We start from the raw sequence: 22935 nt of genomic DNA, 5'->3' as shown, positions 1-22935 counted from the left end.
TCAGGCGTTGTTAGTGGCTTCGGCTTGCAATTGCGCTTGTTCGGCGCGGCGAGAGGCGATTTTCACAAACGGCAGATAGATAATGACGGAAGTGATAATGCAGATAAGCTGCGTCACTACCGCGCCCATTGAACCGGCGGTGGAAAGCCAGGCGTTGATCAACGGCGGCGTGGTCCACGGCACCATCACCACTGCTTTCCCGGCAAAACCGGTCACCGTGGCGAAATAACCGATCGAGCCGGTCACCAGCGGGGTGATGATGAACGGGATCGCGAGGATCGGGTTGAGCATGATCGGCATACCGAAAATCACCGGCTCGTTAATATTAAATACCCCAGGCCCAATAGAGAGTTTGGCGATCTCTTTCATCTCTTTGCGCTTGGTGGCGATCATCACCGCGATCAGCAGACCGATGGTTAAACCCGAGCCGCCGATACTCATATAAACATCCCAGAACGGCATGGTGATGATGTTCGGCACCTCTTTGCCCTGCTCAAAGGCGCTCATATTGACGGTGATGGCACCCAGCAGCAGCGGTTCGCGGATAGGCTTAATCATCTGGTTGCCGTGAATACCAATAACCCAGAACAGTTGCGCCACAAACATCAGCAGCAAAATGCCCGGCAGGCTTTGCACCACGCGCTCCAGCGGCTGCTGCACCACCTGATAAACGGCGTCATACAGGTACATGCCGGTCACCTGGTGGAACACAAAACCGAAAGTGGCAATCACGGTGGTGGTGATGATCGCCGGGATCAGCGCGGAAAACGAAGCCGAAACGTTAGGCGGCACGGTGTCCGGCATTTTGATCTTCAGCCCGTCGCGGTTTTCCAGCCAGCAGTAAATTTCCACCGACAAAATAGCGATAAACATGCCGAGGAACAGGCTGCGGGTATCGGAGAACTGGCGCAGCAGCACGTCTTTCACCACGTGCATTTGCCCGTCTACCAGCATTTCCACAGTGGTTGGTGTGACGCAGATAAAACAGATCACCGCCAGCAAACCGGGAAACAGCGTCTTAATACCGTTGATACGCCCAAGTTCAATACCGATTAAGAACACCGCGCCAATGTTGAGAAAGTTCAGCGTGGCGTAGTTAATCGCACTGGTGATCGGCTTTAACGCCGCGAGAAAGGAGAGCGACTGGAAGCTGGCGAGGCCGTTTTTCGGATCCAGCACCATGTTGGAGATCAGGACGGAAAATGCGCCGACGATGATCACCGGCATCAGGGTAATAAACGAGGCTTTGATCGCCATGATATAGCGATAGCTGTTGAACTTTGTCGCAAAACTACCCAGAGAATCGATGAGCTTTTCTTGTAGGGCCATGAGTTAACACCTCAGTAAGGGGCTTTTTTATCGATACAGGGATACAGCACAGTCCCATTTGGCATACCAAAAATAGCTATGCATGGCTGAAAGTTCTGTGACGAGCCTCCCAACCCGCTTACTGGTATTCCAAAACGAGACGGATAACGACATTGGCATACCACCTTACGCTTCGCAGGGATTTCCTGCACTTAGCGCAAACCATAACGGCTGGCCTTAACCCGTGAAGTGAGTGTGGTAAACTGCGTTTCATTACGCGAAACGAGAACTCGTCATGGTCACAATGCTGGATGTCTCACTGCGCGCGGGCGTTTCGAAAGCAACGGTTTCCCGCGTGTTGAATGGTACGGGTCAGGTAAAAGAGAGCACCCGCAATCAGGTTTTTAAGGCGATGGAGGAGCTGGACTATCGCCCCAATTTTCTTGCCCGCTCGCTGGCAAACCGCACCAGCAACAGCATTGGCCTGGTGGTCTCCAGCTTTGATGGCTTCTATTTCGGCCGCTTATTGCAGCAAGCGTCGCGCCAGGCGGAATTGCACGGCAAACAGCTGATTGTCACCGACGGTCACGATACGCCCGAGCGCGAAGAGCTGGCGGTGCAGATGCTGGCAGACAGGCGCTGCGACGCCATTATTCTCTACACCCGCTTTATGAGCGAAAAAGCGATCTTAGCGCTGATTGACGCCACGCCAATGCCGCTGATTATCATCAACCGTGAGTTATTCCAGGCGCACGATAAATGTGTGTTCTTCGAGCAGCAGGACGCAGCGTTCCAGGCGGTGGATTACCTGATTACACAGCATCACCGGGATATTGCCTGTATCACCGCGCCGATCCACACACCGACCGGTAAAGCGCGGCTGATGGGTTATCGCAAGGCGCTGGAAAAACATGGCATTCGCTGGGATCCGGCCAAAGTGAAGTACGGTGACTCGACCATGACGCGCGGGTATGAACTGTGCCAGCAGATGTTGCAGGAAGGGGTGAAATTCAGCGCGCTGTTCGCCTGTAACGACGATATGGCGTTGGGTGCCTCAAAGGCCATCTGGCAGGCGGGTTTGCGTATTCCGCAGGATATTTCGCTGTTCGGCTTTGATGATGCGCCAAGCGCTCGCTGGCTGGAGCCGGGCCTGTCGACGGTCTATTTGCCGATCGACAACATGATCACCACCGCGATTGATCAGGCGATCAAACTGGTGAACAACGAACAGATCGCCGCGATCCCACCGTTTACTGGCACGCTGGTGTTGCGTGAATCTGTCGCGGTGGGACCGGGCAGTAAGGCTTAGAGCAGCTCCAGACCGATCAGCTCTTCGATGGTCTGCCGGCGGCGAATTAACCGCGCGACGCCCTTATCGAACAACACTTCCGGCAGCAGCGGGCGGCTGTTGTAGTTCGATGACATTGACGCACCATACGCTCCCGTATCATGCAGCACCAGATAATCTCCGGCTTTCACTTCCGGCAACGCGCGGGTTTCCACCTTCCCGCCCTCCTGCTGGGTAAAGACATCACCGGATTCGCACAGCGGCCCGGCAACCACGGTATCAATCAGTGGCGCATGGCGAAGATCGCGGCCATCGGCGGCAAGCGCCGTAATGTGGTGGTAGCTGCCGTACATCGCCGGGCGCATCAGATCGTTAAAACCGGCGTCGATCAGCACAAAGTGGCGGCTACCCATGTTTTTCACGCTACGCACTTGTGAAACCAGCACGCCAGATTCCGCCACCAGGAAGCGCCCCGGTTCGATCTCCAGTTTCACCGCGTGCCCCAGATGTTTGGCGATTTGCTCACGCGCCGCGTTCCACAGCCCGTAATAATGCGCGGTATCCACAGGCTCTTCCCCTTCGTGATAGGGGATCGACAAACCGCCGCCTGCGGAAATTGCCTGCAGATCCTGACCAAAATCGACCACCTGGCGCACCATCGCGCCGCACACCTGCTCCAGATGACCATAATCCACGCCGGAACCTATGTGCATATGAATGCCCGCCAGTTTCAACTGGTAGCGCTGCATTACCGTCAGCGCATCTGCCAGATCGCTGTACCAGATGCCATGCTTGCTGTTTTCACCGCCGGTGTTGGTTTTCTGGCTGTGGCCGTGGCCAAAACCAGGGTTAACGCGTAACCAGACGCGATGGCCCGGCGAAACTGCGCCAAGCTGCTCCAGCATATCCACCGAACCGGCGTTCACTGCGATACCCAGTTCGCTCACCCGCGCGATAGTCGCCTCGTCCAGCACATCGGCGGTAAAAACGATATCGTCCGGGTGCGCTTGCGGATCGTAACCCGCTGCCAGCGCACGTTCGATCTCACCGAGCGAAACGGAATCAACCTTCACGCCCTGCTCACGCATCAGACGCAGAATATGAATATTCGAACAGGCTTTTTGCGCAAAGCGCACCACGTCGAACGCGCGCAATTTGGCGATTTGCGCGCGAATGATTTGCGCATCATAAACCCATACCGGGCAGCCAAATTCAGCAGGTAAGCGCAGCAGGTTAGCGGCGTTAAGGTCGGTTTCAGTCTGGTGTAATGAGCGTGGCATGGTGACTCCGGGCAACAAAATTTTTACTGATTACGCCACAGCGCGAAGAGAATAAAAAATATCGTTTTATCTCGACTCTATGCAAAAATGATATGGATAACTTGCTGAAACTGGATCTGCCGATGCCCGCTGTCAATCTGCGCCATATCGAAATCTTTCACGCCGTAATGACCACCGGCAATCTGACGGAGGCCGCCGTACTGCTGCATACTTCGCAACCGACGGTGAGTCGCGAGCTGGCGCGCTTTGAAAAAGTGCTGGGGCTGAAACTGTTCGAGCGCACGCGCGGGCGTTTACAGCCCACGGTGCAAGGCTTGCGGTTATTCGAAGAGGTGCAGCGTTCCTGGTACGGGCTGGACCGGATTGTCAGCGCCGCCGAAAGCTTGCGTGAATTCCGCCAGGGGGAGCTTTCCATCGCCTGCCTGCCAGTGTTTTCACAGTCTTTTTTACCGCTGCTGCTGCAACCGTTTCTGGCGCGTTACCCGGATGTCAGCCTGAATATCGTGCCGCAGGAGTCGCCATTGCTTGAGGAGTGGTTATCGGCGCAGCGCCACGATCTGGGGTTAACCGAAACGCTCAGCACCCCGGCAGGCACCGAACGTACGCCGCTGCTCACCTGTAATGAAGTCTGCGTCATGCCGCAGAATCATCCGCTGGCGCGCAAAGCGGTATTAACACCGGCAGATTTTCAGGGCGAGAATTACATCAGTTTGTCGCGCTCCGACAGTTACCGGCAGTTGCTGGATGCGCTGTTTAATGAACATCAGGTGAAGCGACGGATGGTGCTGGAAACGCACAGCGCCGCCTCGGTGTGCGCGATGGTACGCGCCGGCGTGGGAATTTCGGTGGTTAACCCGCTCACCGCGCTGGATTACGCGGCAAGCGGCGTCGCGGTGCGTCGCTTCAGTATTGATGTGCCGTTTACGGTGAGCCTGATCCGCCCACTACATCGTCCCGCTTCCGCGCTGGTCGAGGCGTTTACCGCCCATTTACAGGCAGCCATGCCGCTAGTCAGCGGGCCTCTGGCTGCCATGCTGGACGAATCTTAAGAGAGCATAAAGTCCACCGCATCGGCGGCATGCAGCGCCGCCGTATCAAACACCTTAATCGGGCAATGGGTTTCTGGCAGCAGCAGACCAATCTCGGTGCAACCGAAAATCACCCCTTCCGCGCCTTCGTCAGCCAATTTTTTGATTAAATTGACAAAATAGTAGCGAGACTCATCGGTAAATGTCCCCATACACAACTCACTAAAGATGATGTCGTTAATGCGCTCGCGATCTTCCGGGCCCGGCACGGAGGTTTCGATGCCAAACTGTTTTTCCAGGCGACCACGGTAAAAATCCTGCTCCATGGTGTAGCGCGTACCCAGCAACGCGACATTGCGCATGCCCGCGTTTTCAATCGCCCGCCCGGTTGCGTCCGCAATATGCAGGAACGGAATATGGCAGCGCTCTTCTATTTGCCCGGCGACTTTGTGCATGGTGTTGGTACACAGCACAATCGCCTGCGCGCCTGCCTGCTCCAGACCCGCCGCCGCCTGGGCCAGGATTTCACCGGCTTTGTGCCACTGTGCGGTTGCCTGGCAGGTCTCAATTTCATGGAAATCCAGGCTGTGCAGAAGCAAGCTGGCGGAGTGCAAGCCGCCGAGACGAGCTTTCACGCCCTCATTAATCAGGCGGTAATAAGGAACGGTTGATTCCCAGCTCATACCGCCCAGCAGTCCTATCGTTTTCATCGCTTGTCTCCGTCTGGTTTAGCGCTCAGTCAATCAAAGTTGTGATCGACTTTCAACTTCTCTGGCCTCGCGTTTATTTTTATAGAACGCTGAGATAAGTTATTTTGAAACAACGTTTCATCATTTACTCTATCGTAATCACTAACGATACCTACTACAGGACACTCCGATGTTTATCTTCCATAAAGACACTCAGCTTGATGACCTGGGCAACGGCGTTAGCCGCCGTATTCTTGCCCATGACGGCAAAATGATGGCGGTCGAAGTTATGTTCGAACAAGGCGCCATCGGCCCAATGCACAACCATCCTCATGAACAACTTACGTACGTTTTATCCGGCGAGTTCGAATTTACCATTGGTGATGAGAAACATATCGTCACCGCAGGCGATACACTTTATAAGGAACCGCACATTATGCACGGATGTGTGTGTTTAAAAGCCGGAACGCTGCTCGATACCTTTACACCAGTACGTGAAGATTTTTTAAAACGTTGATCGCGCCCTAAATTATTTAACGCCTCCCATAATTAGGGGGGCGTTTTTATTTTCAGGCCAATAAAAATAGTTCGCCGGGTAATCGTTTAAATATCCAATGATTTCATTTCGCAATATTTAATACGTTAGGCTGTTACCTAAATCGTTGCGGCCATTGACAATAAACCCGCTGTTTTTCGGCAAAAATGACACCCACCTCACTTTATTGAAACATCGTTTCGACTTCGATCACATTTCACGAATTAATCGAATGACGCCAATTCAAAACACAATAAAATATTTTAAAACGACGTTTCACAAACCGAGAACGCAAGTTCGCAGGATTTTAAAACCCGGAATATTGTGAGTAATTTCCAGTGGTTAAAGTTTCAAAACGCATTGATTCAATTGATTATTGTGATCAAGCGCACGCACAGAACCTGTTTTAACCCTCTGACGCCCATGCGGCGGAGGAAAAAAGTTAATCTCCGAATCCGTATTACACATTGTTCGCCAGGTAGGTATGTATGAATGAAAACAGACTACTGGGATTGGCCTGGATATCGCCCTACGTTATTGGGTTGATAGTCTTTACGGCTTTCCCATTCATCTCATCGTTCTTTCTCAGTTTTACTGAGTATGACCTGATGAGCCCGCCGGTATTTAACGGCATTGAGAATTATCGCTACATGTTTACCGAAGACACGCTCTTCTGGAAATCAATGGGCGTAACGTTCGCGTATGTATTTTTGACAATCCCCCTGAAGCTCGCCTTCGCGCTGGGGATTGCCTTTGTGCTCAACTTTAAACTTCGCGGCATCGGTTTTTTCCGTACGGCTTACTACATTCCGTCCATCCTCGGTAGCTCCGTGGCGATCGCCGTACTGTGGCGCGCACTGTTCGCTATTGATGGCCTGCTGAACAGCTTTATCGGCGTGTTTGGTCTGGATCCAATTAACTGGCTCGGCGAACCATCGCTGGCGCTGATGTCCGTCACCCTACTGCGCGTCTGGCAGTTCGGCTCCGCGATGGTCATCTTCCTCGCCGCACTGCAAAACGTGCCGCAATCCCAGTACGAAGCGGCGATGATCGATGGTGCCAGCAAATGGCAGATGTTTATGAAAGTTACCGTGCCGCTGATTACGCCGGTTATTTTCTTCAACTTCATCATGCAGACCACCCAGGCGTTCCAGGAATTTACCGGACCGTATGTCATTACCGGCGGTGGCCCGACCTATTACACCTATCTGTTCTCGCTCTACATCTACGACACCGCCTTCAAGTATTTCGACATGGGCTACGGTGCAGCGCTGGCCTGGGTTCTGTTCCTGGTCGTGGCAGTCTTTGCCTCCATCGCCTTTAAGTCTTCGAAATACTGGGTGTTCTACTCTGCCGATAAGGGAGGCAAAAATGGCTGATATCCAACATCTCACGCCGGGCATGAAAGAAGCCGAACGTGAAGTGGCGCGCACGTTGCGCCGCGAGAAAATCAGCGCATGGATCCGCTATACGATCCTGCTCTTTGTCGGCCTGTTAATGCTCTACCCGCTGGCGTGGATGTTCTCGGCGTCGTTCAAACCGAACCACGAGATCTTCACCACGCTGGGGCTGTGGCCGACCCACGCCACCTGGGACGGCTTTATCAACGGCTGGAAAACCGGCACCGAATACACCTTCGGTCATTACATGCTGAACACCTTTAAGTATGTGATCCCGAAAGTGATTTTGACCATTATCTCTTCCACCATTGTGGCTTACGGCTTTGCCCGCTTTGAGATCCCGTGGAAGAACTTTTGGTTCGGTACGCTTATCGCCACCATGCTGCTGCCAAGCACCGTGCTGCTGATCCCACAATATCTGATGTTCCGTGAAATGGGCATGCTTAACAGCTATATGCCGCTGTATCTGCCAACGGCGTTCGCCACCCACGGTTTCTTCGTCTTTATGTTGATTCAGTTTTTACGCGGCGTGCCGCGCGACATGGAAGAAGCGGCGCAAATCGACGGCTGTAACTCCTGGCAGGTGCTGTGGTACGTGGTGGTGCCTATCCTGAAACCGGCGATTATCTCCGTGGCGCTGTTCCAGTTCATGTGGTCAATGAACGACTTTATCGGGCCGCTGATTTATGTCTACAGCGTGGATAAATACCCGATCGCACTGGCGCTGAAAATGTCCATCGATGTCACGGAAGGTGCGCCGTGGAACGAAATTCTGGCAATGGCGAGTATCTCCATTCTGCCGTCCATCATTGTCTTCTTCCTGGCACAGCGCTACTTCGTACAGGGCGTGACCAGCAGCGGAATTAAAGGTTAAGAGGGAAGTATCATGGCTGAAGTTATTTTCAACAAACTGGAAAAGGTTTACTCCAACGGCTTCAAAGCGGTACATGGTATCGACCTGAAAATTGCCGATGGCGAATTTATGGTGATTGTCGGCCCAAGCGGCTGCGCCAAATCCACCACGCTGCGTATGCTGGCAGGCCTTGAAACCATCAGCGGCGGCGAAGTGCGCATCGGCGAGAAGATCGTCAACAACCTCGCGCCAAAATCACGCGGTATCGCGATGGTGTTCCAGAACTACGCGCTCTACCCGCACATGACAGTGCGTGAAAACCTCGCGTTCGGCCTGAAACTCAGCAAGATGCCGAAAGACGAGATCAACAAACAGGTCGATGAAGCGGCGAAGATCCTCGAACTGGAAGAGCTGATGGATCGCCTGCCGCGCCAGCTTTCCGGCGGTCAGGCGCAGCGTGTGGCGGTTGGCCGCGCGATTGTGAAAAAGCCGGATGTGTTCCTGTTTGACGAACCGCTGTCGAACCTGGACGCCAAACTGCGCGCCTCAATGCGTATCCGTATTTCCGACCTGCACAAGCAGTTGAAGAAATCCGGGAAACCGGCGACCACCGTTTACGTCACGCACGATCAGACCGAAGCAATGACCATGGGCGACCGCATCTGCGTGATGAAACTCGGCCATATCATGCAGGTGGATACTCCGGATAACCTCTACCACTTCCCGAAAAATATGTTCGTGGCGGGCTTTATCGGTGCGCCGGAGATGAACATCAAACCAGCGAAGATTGTGAAAAAAGCCGACCAGCTGCACATTACCGTCGGTCATGAAACGCTGGCACTGAACGCTCGCCAGCAGGAGAAAGTCGCCGATTACGCCGATAAAGAGGTGTTCTTTGGCGTGCGTCCGGAGTTTGTCTCCGTTTCAGATGAGCCTTTTAGCGACGACTGCGGCGCCGGTGACCTGGTGCGCGTCGAGAACATGGGTCACGAGTTCTTTGTTTACCTGAAAGTTGGCGACTACGAACTGACCGCCCGAATTCCTTCTGATGAAGCTAAGCCAATGATTGCTAAGGGGCTTCACCGGAAGGTGTACTTTAAGTTTGATATGAATAAGTGTCATATTTTTGACGCGAAAACTGAACAGAACATTTCCTTATAACTACGAAATCATTCGCGATGCCCCGAGGCGGCCAGTCGGTGTCTCCCGGCGCTTACAAAGTAAGTAACCGGGATACATCAGCGCAGCCACCAAGGGGCACCGGAAGAGTGAAATTTAAACAAACGTTGGAGTATAAAAATGAAAAAAGTGCTTACCGGCGCCATCATCTCCGCAACTCTGGGCATGTGCGCTGTACCCGCAACCGCCGCTGATAATGTTGATCTGCGTATGTCCTGGTGGGGGGGCAACGGTCGTCATCAGGTCACCTTAAAAGCGCTGGAAGAGTTTCATAAACAGCATCCGGACATTACCGTTAAATCTGAATACACCGGTTGGGACGGCCACCTCTCCCGTCTGACCACGCAAATCGCGGGCGGCACTGAGCCGGACGTGATGCAGACCAACTGGAACTGGCTGCCGATTTTCTCCAAAAATGGCGACGGTTTTTACGACCTGAACCAGGTCAAAGACATTATTGACTTAAGCCAGTTCGATGCCAAAGAGCTGCAATCCACCACCGTTGACGGCAAGCTGAACGGCATTCCAATCTCCGTCACCGCGCGCGTGTTCTACTTCAACGACGAGCAGTGGAAAAAAGCGGGCGTAGCCTTCCCGAAAACCTGGGATGAGCTGTTAGCTGCGGGCAAAACCTTTGAAAGCAAACTCGGCAAACAGTACTACCCGGTCGTGCTGGAGCACCAGGATACGCTGGCGCTGCTGAACTCCTACATGGTGCAGAAATACAACATTCCTGCCGTGGATGAAAAAGCGAAGAAATTCAGCTACACCAACGAGCAGTGGGTGGAATTCTTCCAGATGTATAAAAAACTGGTCGATAGCCACGTGATGCCGGACGCGAAATACTACGCGTCATTCGGTAAGAGCAACATGTATGAAATGAAGCCGTGGATCGAAGGTGAATGGGCCGGTACTTACATGTGGAACTCCACCATCACCAAATATTCCGACAACCTGAAGCCGCCAGCCAAACTGGTACTGGGTGACTATCCGATGCTGCCTGGCGCGAAAGACGCGGGTCTGTTCTTCAAACCCGCACAGATGCTGTCGATCGGTAAATCCACCAAGCATCCGAAAGAAGCGGCCCAGGTGATCAACTTCCTGCTGAACAGCAAAGAAGGTGCTGAAACGCTGGGTCTGGAGCGCGGCGTGCCGCTGAGCAAAGCTGCGGTGCAAACACTGACCGCCAATGGCGCGATCAAAGAGGCCGATCCGGCGGTTGCGGGTCTGCGTCTGGCGCAGTCTCTGCCGACCAAACTTTCGGTATCGCCTTACTTTGACGATCCGCAGATTGTTGCCCAGTTCGGTACCGCAATTCAGTACATCGACTATGGCCAGAAATCCGTTGAAGAAACCGCTGCCGACTTCCAGCGTCAGGCTGAGCGTATTCTGAAACGCGCCATGCGCTAAGGTTTTACCGCAATGACATACCCTGCCCGTTTGCGGCAGGGTATTTTTTTATCTAAGGAGCAGGTAATGGCAAAGGGGAAAAAAGTCTCTCTCACCTTCCGCAGCCAGAAAGACGACAAAACCGGGCATGAGGTTATCCGGCTGACGCCGCCGCATATTATTTGTCACCGTAACTACTTCTATCAAAAATGCTTTACCCGGGACGGCGAGAAACTGATTTTCGGCGGCGCGTTTGAAGGCCACTGGAATTACTACTTACTGGATCTCGCTAACCGCGAAGCGACACAGCTCACCGAAGGCGCGGGAGACAACACGTTTGGCGGTTTTTTATCCGCCGATGACAGCGCGCTGTGGTATGTGAAAAACACCCGCGAACTGCGCCGCGTGGATTTGCAGACGCTCGAAGAGCATATCGTCTACGAAGTCGATGATGAATGGGTGGCGTATGGTACCTGGGTCGCCAACTCCAGCTGCACCAAGCTGGTCGGTATCGAAATCAAGAAAAGCGACTGGCAGCCGCTTACCGACTGGCAAAAATTCCGTGACTTCTACTTCACCAACCCCGAATGTCGCTTGATCCGCATTGATCTGCAAAGCGGTAAACGCGAGACCCTGTTGCAGGAAAAACGCTGGCTTGGCCACCCGATTTATCGCCCGTTTGACGATAACACCGTGGCGTTTTGCCACGAAGGCCCGCGCGATGCGATCGATGCACGCATGTGGCTGATTAACGAAGATGGCTGCAATGTGCGCAAAGTACGCCAGCACAAGCCGGGCGAAAGTTTTACCCATGAATTCTGGGTGCCGGACGGCTCCGCGCTCTACTACGTGGCGCACCAGGAAAACGATCCGCGCCGTTATCTCTACAGTGCGGATCCGAACACGCTGGAAAACCAGCAATTAATGGCGATCCCGCCCTGCTCGCACCTGATGAGTAATGAAGATGGCAGCCTGGTGGTCGGCGATGGCGCACCGCATCATACCGGGGATATCCACCTTAACGATCCGTATATCTGGGTATTTGATATTCACAGCGGCGAACAGAAAGCGATTTGCCAGCATAACAGTAGCTGGAAAGTGCTGGATGGCGACCGCCAGGTCACGCACCCGCACCCATCTTTCTCGCCAGATAACCAGTGGGTACTCTATACTTCCGATGCCGAAGGCATGCCCGCGCTCTACCTGGCGCGGGTATAATTTTGCCCTCTCCCGCCGGGGAGAGGGATGTTGTTACACGCCGATATTACGCAGTTTTTCACCTGACATCAGACGGCGCTCGATATGTTCCAGCGTGACGTTTTTGGTTTCCGGGATCAGCCAGAACGTGACGCCGACAAATGCCAGATTCAGCGCGGTATAGAGCCAGAAGGTGCCCGCCGCGCCAATCGCATCCAGTAAGGTCAGGAAGGTCGCACCGATAATCATGTTCGACACCCAGTTAGTGGTGGTGGAACAGGTGATGCCGAAATCGCGGCATTTCAGCGGCTGGATCTCAGAACACAGGATCCACACCACCGGCGCGGCGCTCATCGCATAACCGGCAATACAGATCATCGTCATCCCAACGGAAAGCCAGGATAACCCGCTCGACGCGGTGCCGTTATCAAACTGCATCAGGCAATAGCCGAGGATCAAGGTGCCGATCGCCATTACGCTGAAACCAATTTTCAGTGCCGGTTTGCGTCCGGCTTTATCCACGGTAAACACCGCGATAAAGGTGGCAAACATAAAGGTCAGCCCCACCACCAGCGTGGCGATCATCTGCTGTTCGGTGGTGGTAAACCCGGCCATTTTGAAGATGCGCGGCGCGTAATACATGATGATATTCATACCGGTGAACTGCTGCATCGCCTGCAATAACATGCCGAGGAAAACGGCGCGGCGCACGTTGCGGTTAGCTTTAAACAGCTGGAAACCGCCCTGTTTCAGTTTCAGGCTTTCGCGGATTTCATTAAGTTCTTCACGCGCTTTTTCCGAGGTATCACGCAGCATACGCAGCACCTCTTCCGCTTCAATATGCCGCCCTTTTTGCGCCAGCCAGCGCGGGCTATTGGGCAGGAACACCACCAGAATAATCAGTAACACCGCCGGCAGTGCCAGTACGCCGAGCATTGCCCGCCAGTTACCGCTGTAGCTAAACGCGGTGTCCGACAGGAACGCCAGCACAATGCCCAGCGTGACCATTAACTGGTACATGCTGATCATCTTGCCACGCACGTTTTCGCTCGCCATTTCAGAGAGATACAGCGGCGCGGTATACGAAGCAATGCCGACGGCAATCCCCAGCAGCACGCGGGAAAGCAGCAGCACTTCCACACTGGCGGCAAACGCGGAACCGAGCGAACCGGCGACAAATAACACCGCGCCCGCCATTAAGCTGTATTTACGCCCAAGGCGAAAAGAGAGCCAGCCGTTAAACAGCGCCCCCAGCGCCGCGCCCAGCATCATGCTGCTCACCACCCACTCCTGCAAACGGCTGGATAAGGTGAAATGGTCGGTGATAAACGGCAGCGCACCGGAAATCACCCCAATATCGAGACCAAACAACAGCCCGGCGACCGCAGCCGACACCGAGACAAACAGATTCATACGCCGGGTATCACGCAGCGCGCGTGGTAAAGCTACGGAATCATTACTGATAGAAGTCATTTTTTCCTGCCTACACAGAATAAGACGTCCTATGAAAGTAAGTCAGCGACGGGGCAAAGCGTCAGTGCTGAAAACGCGAAGATATGGATAAATGCGCTGTGGCATGGTGTTTTGTGATGGAGTTTACAATTTTGAAAATATAGTTTAAGGAGTAAACTAATTTTAACTTATTTATTTTTAAGTATTTTTAATAAATAGCCTGCGAATTAAGATAAAAGGATATGGATTTTTCTATTCATGAGATATGGACAATTAATACACAGCGATAAAAAAACCTGCCCGTCGGCAGGTTTTTTATGCAGGCAATGCGAGGCGAATTAACGCGCCAGCCAGCCGCCGTCAACAGCAATGGTGTAGCCGTTGATGTAGTCAGACGCTTTTGATGCCAGGAACACCACCGGCCCCATCAGATCGCTCGGCAGCCCCCAGCGGCCTGCCGGGATGCGGTCGAGGATCTCGGCGCTACGCTGCTCGTCGGCACGCAGTTGCTGGGTGTTATTGGTCGCCATATAACCCGGCGCGATAGCGTTAACGTTGATGTTGTGTTTCGCCCATTCGTTCGCCAGCAGACGAGTCACGCCCATTACGCCGCTTTTTGACGCGGTGTAAGACGGTACGCGGATGCCACCCTGGAAAGAAAGCATGGACGCGATGTTGATGATCTTGCCGCCGTTACCCTGCGCGATGAAATGTTTTGCCGCCGCCTGGGACATAAAGAATACGCTCTTAATGTTCAGGTTCATCACGTCGTCCCAGTCTTTCTCGCTGAAGTTGATCGCGTCTTCACGGCGGATCAAACCGGCGTTATTTACCAGAATGTCGATTTTGCCAAACTCGGCGACCGCACGCTCCAGCAGCGCCGGAATGCCGTCGATCTGACGCAGATCGGCAGTCAGGCTAAGAAAACGACGGCCCAGCGCGGTTACGCGCTCAATGGTTTCTGTTGGTTCAACAATGTTGATACCGACGATATCGCAGCCCGCTTCCGCCAGACCCAGCGCCATACCCTGGCCCAGACCAGTGTCGCAACCGCTTACTACCGCAACCTTACCTTGAAGAGAAAATGCATCCAGAATCATGTTTATTCCTTAATCTATCAGCGCCTGTGTTGGACAGGCATGGTTTTATGCTGCCCGCTATTAGCGCAGATCTTTTACAGCGACGTGATCCATGTCATCAAAGACCTGGTTCTCACCCACCATCCCCCAGATGAAGGTATACGCACGCGTACCCACGCCTGAATGGATTGACCAGCTGGGAGAAATGACCGCCTGCTCGTTATGCATCACAATGTGACGCGTTTCCTGCGGCTGCCCCATCATATGGAATACGCAGGCGTCTTCTTCCATATTGAAATAGAAGTACACTTCCATGCGGCGCTCATGGGTATGGCACGGCATCGTGTTCCACAGGTTGCCCGGCGCAAGCTCGGTCAGCCCCATGCTTAACTGGCAGGTTTCCAGCACGTCCGGCACGAAATATTTGTTGATGGTGCGACGGTTGCTGGTCAGCGGATCGCCAAGCGTCACCGGAGCAACATCGGCTGGCGTCACTTTTTTTGTTGGAAAGGTGGTGTGTGCGGGTGCGCAGTTGTAGTAAAACTTAGCCGGTTTCGCGCTATCTATGCTGGCAAAAACCACCTCTTTGGCGCCTTTTCCAACATATAACGCATCGCGATGACCAATTTCATAACACTGACCGTCCACGGTGATGGTGCCCGGGCCGCCGATATTAATCACGCCCAGTTCGCGGCGCTCAAGGAAATAGCTCACGCCAAGCTGTTTACCCACTTCGCCACCGACAGAAACGGTTTTCTTCACCGGTTTAATACCGCCGACGATAATGCGATCGATATGGCTGTAAACCATGGTGTATTCGTCATCAGCGAATACTTTTTCGACTAAAAACTCATTGCGCAGGCCCTGGGTATCCAGCGTTTTCGCATGCGCACTGTGGATGCTTTGTCTGACTTCCACAATAACCTCCGAAGTAAATTTTGACCGAAACGTCACTCATTGGAACGCAGAAACAGTGTTCCGTTTCTTCATTACGCGCATCTTATCCCGGCTAAAACATGTTTTCAATCTTGAATAAAACAACGTTTCAATTTTTCTGCTACTTATTATTAAATCTGTAAGTGCGATCACGATTGTTTGGCGTTGACAGCGCGTCATCACCAATTAGGCTATGAGAATAATTTTAAATAAAACATAGCAAACAATAAGTTAAGACCGTCTTTGAGTTTTGACGGCTAATCAGCAATTTTTGTGTTTAAAATCAAAGCCCGCCAGCGCAAACGCTTTTTCACCTCGCGTTAATCCAGCTCGCCAACGTTGTTTTCTTATAAAGTGCGTCAGCAATCACACATATTGAAACGTTGTTTTGATAAATTAACACTCTATTTTTAAACTTGTAATCATCTGTGGTCATCATTGGGGCGCAACTTTCCCACCGGACCATCTAAAGGAGTGAAATATGGCGAAAGGCATGCGGGTAAAACTCAATTACGCAATCAGCCGCGATCCGGATACCGGCGCGGAAATCACCCGCTTAACACCACCGGAAGTGACCTGTCATCGGAACTACTTCTATCAGAAGTGTTTTTTCAACGATGGCAGCCACCTGTTATTTGCCGGTGAATTTGATGGCCACTGGAATTATTACCTGCTGGATATCGCGAAAGCCGAAGCCGTGCAGTTAACGGAAGGCGCGGGTGATAACACCTTTGGCGGTTTCCTCTCGCCGGATGACAGCGCTTTATATTATGTGAAGAACGATCGCACCCTGCGGGAAGTGAATTTGCAAACGCTCGCCGAGCGCGAAATTTATCGTGTACCGGAGGAGTGGGTAGGCTACGGCACCTGGGTAGCAAACAGCGATTGCAGCAAACTGGTTGGGATTGAGATCGCCGCCAGCGACTGGACGCCGCTCAATGACTGGAAACTGTTCCACGACTTCTTCCATAAAGGCCCGCACTGCCGTTTGTTGCGCGTGGATCTGCAAAGCGGCGAGAGCAGCGTGATCCATGAAGAGAAGAACTGGCTGGGTCACCCGATTTACCGTCCGTTCGACGATAACACCGTGGCGTTTTGCCACGAAGGCCCGCACGACCTGGTGGATGCGCGGATGTGGCTGGTCAATGAAGACGGCAGCCATGTGCGCAAAGTAAAAGATCACGCCGAAGGTGAAAGCTGCACCCACGAATTCTGGGTGCCGAACGGTTCCGCGCTGGTGTATGTCTCTTACCTGAAAGGCAAACAGGGACGCATGATTTACAGCTTCAACCCTGATACCGGCGTGAACGACGCAGTGATGCCAATGCCAGCGTGCTCTCACCTGATGAGCAACTTCGACGGCACCTTACTGGTCGGCGATGGTTCCGGCACGCCGGTGGATGTGAAAGATACCAGCGGTTACACCATTGATAACGATCCGTATTTGTATGTTTTCGACGTGGCGAAAAAAGCCTATTTCCGGGTAGCGCGCCACGATACCTCCTGGGCAACGGTTGCCAACAGCCGCCAGGTAACGCATCCGCATCCGTCGTTCACACCAGACGACAGTGCGATTCTGTTTAGTTCCGATAAAGACGGCAAACCGGCGCTTTATATCGCGAAACTTCCTGAGCAACGCGTAATGTTGCAAGCGTAAACTTTGAGTTAGTGTTTCTGTAACTGGCCTTGCCCTCCTCCTGGGGGGCTTTTTTTTATGCCGTCCATGTCCGTCCTACTTTGAGCCACAGATATGTTGACCGCCTTACTCACCCCAGTCACTTAAGTGTGTTGGCTGTCTTATTTTTCGCTACAGGTTCGTTATTGACCTTCTTTGGACTTTTGAAGAGTGCTTTTTACATTTGCTCAGGTCTGCCCTGAATAATGCGAGTCACCGGAAGGCGGCAACGGAGCGAGTTCCCGGCAGCTTACTGAAGTAAGTGACCGGGGCGAATATGACGGGAATAAATATAAAAAACCCCGGCCAACGGCTCCGGGGTTTTCGTGAGGGTAACACAGGTATTTCAGACAATCAGAAAGAGTAAGCCACACCGAGGCGGAAACGGGTCTGGCGTTCGTCGGTATTTTTCACACCCACGTTGCCCACTTCCACATACGGAGACCAGTTTTTATCCAGTTTGTACGCCACTTTGGCGTTATATTCGTTGGAATAGGTTTTGTTGTTTTCACGAATAACATCTTCGGTGCTCTTCGCATAAACATAGTTCAGCTCAATGCGGTAGTCGCCCATCGCCCAGCCTACCCAGGTATCAAATTTGTTGACCTTATTATCAACGGTGCTTGAATCCGGGTTACGTGTGTATTCATAACGGTAACGGCCTGCAATATAAACGCCGTTATCAAAGCTGTATTGCGCGTGAAGATACGGTTTATAGATGGAGTTGGTATCTTTACTTTCGATATTAAAGCCCGGTGTTAACGCAAAATTCTTGGTCGCAGCCCAGCGCCAGTTAATGGACTCTTCGTGGCCGTTACCCACGATTTCCGTTAACGGTTTGTCGGCGTCATCGCCGCCAGATTTCCATTTCGCTTCAACACCGAAACCTACGCCATTCTCAAAGCGGTGGGAAACCGCTACGCGATCGGCGTTGGAACCGCTGTCAATGTATTCGTGACGTAAATCCACGGTGACGGCTTGTGAAGCAAAGGAAGCGCCAAGGAGTGAAGCAAGAGCCAGAGTTTTCTTAAACATGAGATTACCTCAATAATTAAAATTATGTTCCATTTTTATGGAATTCTATTTTATTTTTTTGATAACTTTATTTTAGTGATCGCGATCGTAAATATTTGTATGGAGCGAAACTATGTATAACGGCGTGATGAATATCAATATATTTTCCCTTTACCGCCTAATTAATATGATAAAGATCACACCAATTTTCTATTAACGGTTAACTTACAAAGTTAAATACAAATAAAAAACACAAACCAAAACAGTGATCTACAAAATCCACTAGCAAATAATAAGCAGGCTTATCGCTTACATTTCAAATTGTAACGGAGGGAATAATCGTAAATTTGACTTTTGCAGAAGTGTTTTTTAATGACGTGGGATGATTATTAGTTCAAGACATCGAAGTTTTAATTTAATTGAAACAAAGGCTGGGATGTCAGTCGCAAACAATAAAGCCTTCCGGGTGGAAGGCTTTATTTAACTTAAAGTGAGATTAATCGCGTTCGATTGCTAACGCCACACCCTGGCCACCGCCGATGCATAAGGTTGCCAGCCCTTTACGGGCCTGCCTTTTTTGCATTTCATGCACCAGCGAAACCAGAATACGGCAGCCGGAAGCGCCAATCGGGTGGCCCAGCGCTATCGCCCCACCGTTGACATTCACGCGTTTCTCATCCCACTCGAGGATTTTACCGACTGACAACGCCTGCGCTGCATAAGCTTCGTTCGCTTCAATCAGATCGACATCATCAAGTTGCCAGCCTGCGCGCTCAAGGCAGCGGCGCATGGCATAAACCGGCGCAATACCCATTAACGCCGGGTCGACACCAACGCTGGCAAATGCGCGGATGCGCGCCAGCACCGGTAAATTCAGTTCCTGCGCTTTTGCTTCGCTCATTACCAGCACCGCCGCCGCACCGTCATTGATGGGTGAGGCGTTACCGGCAGTAACCGAGCCGCTTTGTTCAAACGCGGGCGCGAGTTTTGCCAGCGCTTCCGCGCTGGGGTCAGTGCGCGGTTGTTCATCGGTATCAATAACCTGCGTCTGACCTGCTGCATCCATCGCGCTTACCGGAACAATTTCATCGCGAAAACGCCCGGAATCGATAGCGACACGCGCTTTGTGCTGCGAGCTTAACGCCCATTCATCCTGACGCTCGCGGCTGATGCCATATTCACGCGCCAGGTTTTCCGCCGTTACGCCCATATGGTAATCGTTGAAGGCGTCCCACAAACCGTCATGCACCAGGCTATCAATAAGCTGGCTGTTGCCGAGCTGTGCACCGGTGCGGCTGTCGGTCAGCACATGCGGCGCACGGCTCATATTCTCCTGCCCGCCAGCAATCACCACATCAGCTTCGCCACACTGAATCGCCTGCGAAGCCAGGTGCAGGGCTTTCAGCCCGGAGCCGCAGACATCATTAATGGTGATTGCTGAAACCGTATTCGGCAGGCCGCCTTTGATCGCCGACTGCCGCGCAGGGTTTTGCCCGGCACCTGCTGTCAGCACCTGGCCTAAAATCACTTCGTCGATATCTTGTGGCTGCACGCCGCTACGTTCAATCAACGCACGCACCACCTGGCTGCCCAACTCAACGGCAGAGAGGCGTGACAATGCGCCCTGAAAACAGCCGATAGGCGTGCGAACCGCGCCGACTATCACGACATCTTTCATCTCTACCCCCGCAGTTGTTCAACCCGGCAATAGTAGTGCATTGTTAACAAGTATTAACTCGATTGTTTAAAATTGGTGAGATTAGTCACAGCGAAAGTCAAAGGCGGGAAAGCAGCAGAGCATTGCGCGGCCAGCAAGGCCGCGCAGAAGGGGAAAATCAGTTGTTAACCGGGATCACCGCGCCTTTATATTTGGTGCGGATCCAGTCCTGAATCTCTTTGGAGTGCAGCACGTTCACCAGCGCCACGATATCTTTTTTCTTCTCGTCGCCACGGTGCACAGTGATGATGTTGGCATACGGGTTGTTTTCACCGCTTTCCACCGCGATCGGATCGTGAACCGGATCCAGACCGGCATCAATTGCGTAGTTGGCGTTGATCACCACGGCATCGCCTTCATCGTTGTTGTACATCTGCGGCAGCAGCGCCGCTTCCACGTTCGGCAGGAACTGCAGTTTTTTCGGGTTATCAACGATGTCATCGATACGCGCCGTCACTTTGTCGATGCCCGGTTTCAGCTTGATCACGCCCTCTTTTTCGAAGATAGAGAGAATGCGCCCCTCTTCAGATACCGCATCACGCATGATGATTTTGCCGCCCTGTGGCAGATCTTTCAGCGATTTGTATTTTTTGGAGTAAATACCAATCGGCTCAATATGAATGGCGCCTGCGCTGACGAAATCATAGGTTTTGTCGCCCGCGTGGTCTTTGATAACGCTATTCAGATACGGAATGTGCTGGAAGTAGTTGGCATCCAGTTCACGGCTGGCCAGCGCCGTGTTCGGCAGGATGTAGTCCTGGAACGGTTTAATTTCCAGATCAATTCCCTGTTTCGCCAGAATCGGTTTCGCCTGCTCAAGGATTTCGGCGTGCGGCACGTTTGACGCGCCCACGGTCAGCGTATCCGCCCAGGAGGAGAAGCTCAGCACGCTGAGGGTGGCTGCGGCAATCAGTGTCAGTGTTTTTTTCATGATGTTGGTTTCCAATAATTATCGTTTATCTAACAGAGAAGTAATGACGTCGCCGCAGAACTGGATAATGAAGACGATGATAAGAATAGTCACCGTCGCCACCAGCGTGACGTCGTTATGGTTCCGCTGGAATCCTTCCAGATAAGCAAGATTGCCCAACCCGCCAGCGCCGATAACCCCGGCCATGGCGCTGTAGCTCACCAGCGCAATCAACGTCACGGTAATGCCGGACACCAGCGCGGGTGATGATTCGGGCAGTAACACCCGAAATACCAGTGTGCTCAACCGCGCGCCCATCGAACGCGTCGCCTCAATCACCCCTTTATCCACTTCGCGCAGCGCAATCTCGACCAGCCGCGCATAAAACGGCGCTGCACCGACGATTAGCGCAGGCAGCGCGGCGTTTGCGCCAAGAATGGTGCCAACAAGGGTTTTGGTAAACGGGATCAGCAGCACAATCAAAATGATGAACGGAATAGAACGGAAGACGTTCACCACAATCGAAATCACGCTGTACAACGTACGGTTCTGGAAAAGGCCGCCGCGCGAGGTAAGAAACAGCGCCAGACCGAGCACAATCCCCAGAACAAAGGTCGCCGCGCCCGACAGCGCTGTCATATACAGTGTCTCTTGCGTTGCCGCCCAGAGTTGCGCCCATTTCAGGTGCGGAAAGAGGGAATCAGCCATGTGTCACGACCTCGCTTTCAATATCCGTTTTGCTCAGGTCTGCAAGGATATTGTTCAGTTGTTCCGGGGTCGCCTTCACGTTCACCCATAATTGTCCAAATACGCCGTGCGCGGTTTGCGACATCTTGCCGTGCAAAATGTTAAACGGCAGGCCATAGCGCAACGTCAGTTCGCCGACGATCGGCTGGTGCGTGCTGTGGCCGGTAAAGGTCAATTTAATAACCGTACCGTCCAGCTCGCTGTTCAGCTCCGGGTTGAACGCCTCTTCTTCTTTATACTGGCTCACCTGGCGCACAAACTGTTTGGTGATCGGTTGCTGCGGATGGGTAAAGACGCTCAGCACATCGCCCTCCTCCACCACTTTGCCGTTCTCCATCACCGCCACGCGGTCGCAAATCTTGCGTACCACATGCATTTCATGGGTGATCAACACAATGGTCAGTTTGAAACGGCGATTAATATCGAGCAGCAAATCGAGGATCTGATCGGTGGTTTGCGGATCCAGCGCCGAGGTGGCTTCATCGCACAGCAGCACATCCGGGTTATTCGCCAGCGCGCGGGCAATGCCAACACGCTGTTTCTGCCCGCCACTCAGCTGCGACGGGTAAGCCTTTTCGCGCCCTTTCAGCCCCACCAGCTCAATCAGTTCCGCTACGCGGGCGTTAATCTGCGCTTTTGGCGCACCGGCAATTTGCATCGAAAACGCGATGTTTTCGCTCACCGTGCGCGACCACAATAAATTGAAGTGCTGAAAGACCATGCTGATCTTCAGCCGTGCCTGGCGCAACGTTTCCCCGCGCGCGGCGGCGATGTCCTGGCCATTAATCACCACGCTGCCGGAAGTGGGTTTTTCCAGCCCATTCAGCAAGCGAATCAACGTACTTTTCCCGGCGCCGCTGTAGCCGATAATGCCGTAAATCTGCCCCTGCTCAACCGTCAGATTGACGCTGTCGACGGCGGTAATCGATGCCTTTCCCTGGTCGAAAATCTTGGAGATATTCCTGAGGACGATCATGCGTTGGTGTTTCCGTATGGCAGTTTAGCGGTATGGATGTCCAGACGATAATAATCAGCCGCAGTTATAATTCAAATAACCAAATGGACATTACTTATAACTAAACAGGATAACAGCGGCGGAACAGGCGTTTTGACAATAAGATTTTATTTCGCATTGCATTGCCGGAAATTGCATAACTGCGACGAACCTGAGGGGAAAAGTGCGTGAAATCAGCGTAAAAACCCGCTTTGCTGGCTATCAATCCATCCGGACGACTGTATGGCTCGCCATCCTGACGGCT

At 52.7% G+C, this 22935-nt stretch carries 20 protein-coding genes; 9 read left to right on the top strand and 11 right to left on the bottom strand.

The genetic code is table 11. The features are described from left to right. On the bottom strand, positions 1-1329 hold the full coding sequence (locus C813_RS27215) for a PTS sugar transporter subunit IIC (protein WP_017457673.1): 1329 nt from the start codon (positions 1327-1329) through the stop codon (positions 1-3). A gap of 274 nt (positions 1330-1603) precedes the next feature. Between C813_RS27215 and C813_RS27210 the strand changes: the two genes are divergently transcribed. Continuing rightward, positions 1604-2617 (top strand): LacI family DNA-binding transcriptional regulator, encoded by a 1014-nt coding sequence (locus C813_RS27210; RefSeq protein ID WP_017457672.1) that lies wholly within the window; start codon positions 1604-1606, stop codon positions 2615-2617. Here the strand turns inward: C813_RS27210 and lysA are convergent. Then, complete coding sequence (gene lysA / locus C813_RS27205; protein WP_017457671.1) at positions 2614-3876, bottom strand: diaminopimelate decarboxylase; 1263 nt, start codon at positions 3874-3876, stop codon at positions 2614-2616. The genes C813_RS27210 and lysA overlap by 4 nt on opposite strands. 122 nt (positions 3877-3998) lie before the next feature. On the opposite strand from lysA, the gene C813_RS27200 reads away from it, so the two are divergent. Beyond that, positions 3999-4925 carry a LysR family transcriptional regulator gene (locus tag C813_RS27200; RefSeq protein ID WP_025263851.1) on the top strand — a complete coding sequence of 309 codons (927 nt, stop codon included), beginning with the start codon at positions 3999-4001 and terminating at the stop codon, positions 4923-4925. On the opposite strand, the gene C813_RS27195 is transcribed toward C813_RS27200, so the two are convergent. Next, the gene (locus C813_RS27195) at positions 4922-5614 is read right to left on the bottom strand and encodes an aspartate/glutamate racemase (RefSeq protein WP_017457669.1); all 693 of its coding nucleotides are present in this window, start codon (positions 5612-5614) and stop codon (positions 4922-4924) included. The two genes, C813_RS27200 and C813_RS27195, sit on opposite strands and share 4 nt — an antisense overlap. A gap of 169 nt (positions 5615-5783) precedes the next feature. On the opposite strand from C813_RS27195, the gene C813_RS27190 reads away from it, so the two are divergent. The 6 genes from C813_RS27190 (at position 5784) to C813_RS27165 (ending at position 12167) form a co-directional block, all read left to right on the top strand. After that, positions 5784-6110 carry a cupin domain-containing protein gene (locus C813_RS27190; RefSeq protein WP_017457668.1) on the top strand — a complete coding sequence of 109 codons (327 nt, stop codon included), beginning with the start codon at positions 5784-5786 and terminating at the stop codon, positions 6108-6110. A 506-nt stretch (positions 6111-6616) separates the two neighbouring features. Further along, entirely contained in the window at positions 6617-7507 is an 891-nt protein-coding gene (locus C813_RS27185; protein WP_025263850.1) for a carbohydrate ABC transporter permease, read from the top strand. After that, complete coding sequence (locus C813_RS27180) at positions 7500-8402, top strand: carbohydrate ABC transporter permease (protein WP_017457666.1); 903 nt, start codon at positions 7500-7502, stop codon at positions 8400-8402. Before C813_RS27185 ends, C813_RS27180 begins: the two co-directional genes overlap by 8 nt. 12 nt (positions 8403-8414) lie before the next feature. Continuing rightward, positions 8415-9542: an ABC transporter ATP-binding protein gene (locus C813_RS27175; protein ID WP_017457665.1), complete on the top strand. Its 1128-nt coding sequence runs from the start codon at positions 8415-8417 to the stop codon at positions 9540-9542. A 138-nt stretch (positions 9543-9680) separates the two neighbouring features. Then, positions 9681-10970: an ABC transporter substrate-binding protein gene (locus C813_RS27170; protein WP_017457664.1), complete on the top strand. Its 1290-nt coding sequence runs from the start codon at positions 9681-9683 to the stop codon at positions 10968-10970. 66 nt (positions 10971-11036) lie between these two features. Further along, on the top strand, positions 11037-12167 hold the full coding sequence (locus C813_RS27165) for an oligogalacturonate lyase family protein (protein ID WP_017457663.1): 1131 nt from the start codon (positions 11037-11039) through the stop codon (positions 12165-12167). A gap of 33 nt (positions 12168-12200) precedes the next feature. On the opposite strand, the gene araE is transcribed toward C813_RS27165, so the two are convergent. From araE to kduI, 3 genes are all read right to left on the bottom strand, one after another. Continuing rightward, complete coding sequence (araE, locus tag C813_RS27160) at positions 12201-13619, bottom strand: arabinose-proton symporter AraE (RefSeq protein ID WP_017457662.1); 1419 nt, start codon at positions 13617-13619, stop codon at positions 12201-12203. 317 nt (positions 13620-13936) lie between these two features. After that, positions 13937-14698, bottom strand: coding sequence for a 2-dehydro-3-deoxy-D-gluconate 5-dehydrogenase KduD (kduD, locus tag C813_RS27155; protein WP_017457661.1), 762 nt, complete (start codon positions 14696-14698; stop codon positions 13937-13939). 60 nt (positions 14699-14758) lie between these two features. Further along, entirely contained in the window at positions 14759-15595 is an 837-nt protein-coding gene (gene kduI, locus C813_RS27150) for a 5-dehydro-4-deoxy-D-glucuronate isomerase (protein ID WP_025263849.1), read from the bottom strand. 499 nt (positions 15596-16094) lie between these two features. On the opposite strand from kduI, the gene C813_RS27145 reads away from it, so the two are divergent. Further along, positions 16095-17270 carry an oligogalacturonate lyase family protein gene (locus C813_RS27145; protein WP_017457659.1) on the top strand — a complete coding sequence of 392 codons (1176 nt, stop codon included), beginning with the start codon at positions 16095-16097 and terminating at the stop codon, positions 17268-17270. Positions 17271-17642: 372 nt separating this feature from the next. Here C813_RS27145 and C813_RS27140 read toward each other — a convergent pair whose 3' ends face one another. From C813_RS27140 to C813_RS27120, 5 genes are all read right to left on the bottom strand, one after another. Continuing rightward, positions 17643-18323: an oligogalacturonate-specific porin KdgM family protein gene (locus tag C813_RS27140; RefSeq protein WP_017457658.1), complete on the bottom strand. Its 681-nt coding sequence runs from the start codon at positions 18321-18323 to the stop codon at positions 17643-17645. A gap of 475 nt (positions 18324-18798) precedes the next feature. Further along, positions 18799-19980, bottom strand: coding sequence for an acetyl-CoA C-acetyltransferase (locus tag C813_RS27135; RefSeq protein WP_017457657.1), 1182 nt, complete (start codon positions 19978-19980; stop codon positions 18799-18801). 157 nt (positions 19981-20137) lie between these two features. Then, on the bottom strand, positions 20138-20950 hold the full coding sequence (locus C813_RS27130) for a MetQ/NlpA family ABC transporter substrate-binding protein (protein ID WP_025263848.1): 813 nt from the start codon (positions 20948-20950) through the stop codon (positions 20138-20140). A gap of 18 nt (positions 20951-20968) precedes the next feature. Further along, positions 20969-21637 (bottom strand): methionine ABC transporter permease, encoded by a 669-nt coding sequence (locus C813_RS27125; protein ID WP_017457655.1) that lies wholly within the window; start codon positions 21635-21637, stop codon positions 20969-20971. After that, the gene (locus tag C813_RS27120; RefSeq protein WP_017457654.1) at positions 21630-22652 is read right to left on the bottom strand and encodes a methionine ABC transporter ATP-binding protein; all 1023 of its coding nucleotides are present in this window, start codon (positions 22650-22652) and stop codon (positions 21630-21632) included. The genes C813_RS27125 and C813_RS27120 overlap by 8 nt, the downstream gene beginning before the upstream one ends. Positions 22653-22935 lie beyond the last annotated feature (283 nt).

The sequence above is a fragment of the Kosakonia sacchari SP1 genome, assembly GCF_000300455.3.
GTDB classification, from domain to species: domain Bacteria; phylum Pseudomonadota; class Gammaproteobacteria; order Enterobacterales; family Enterobacteriaceae; genus Kosakonia; species Kosakonia sacchari.
This window is presented reverse-complemented; position numbering and strand designations above follow the sequence as displayed.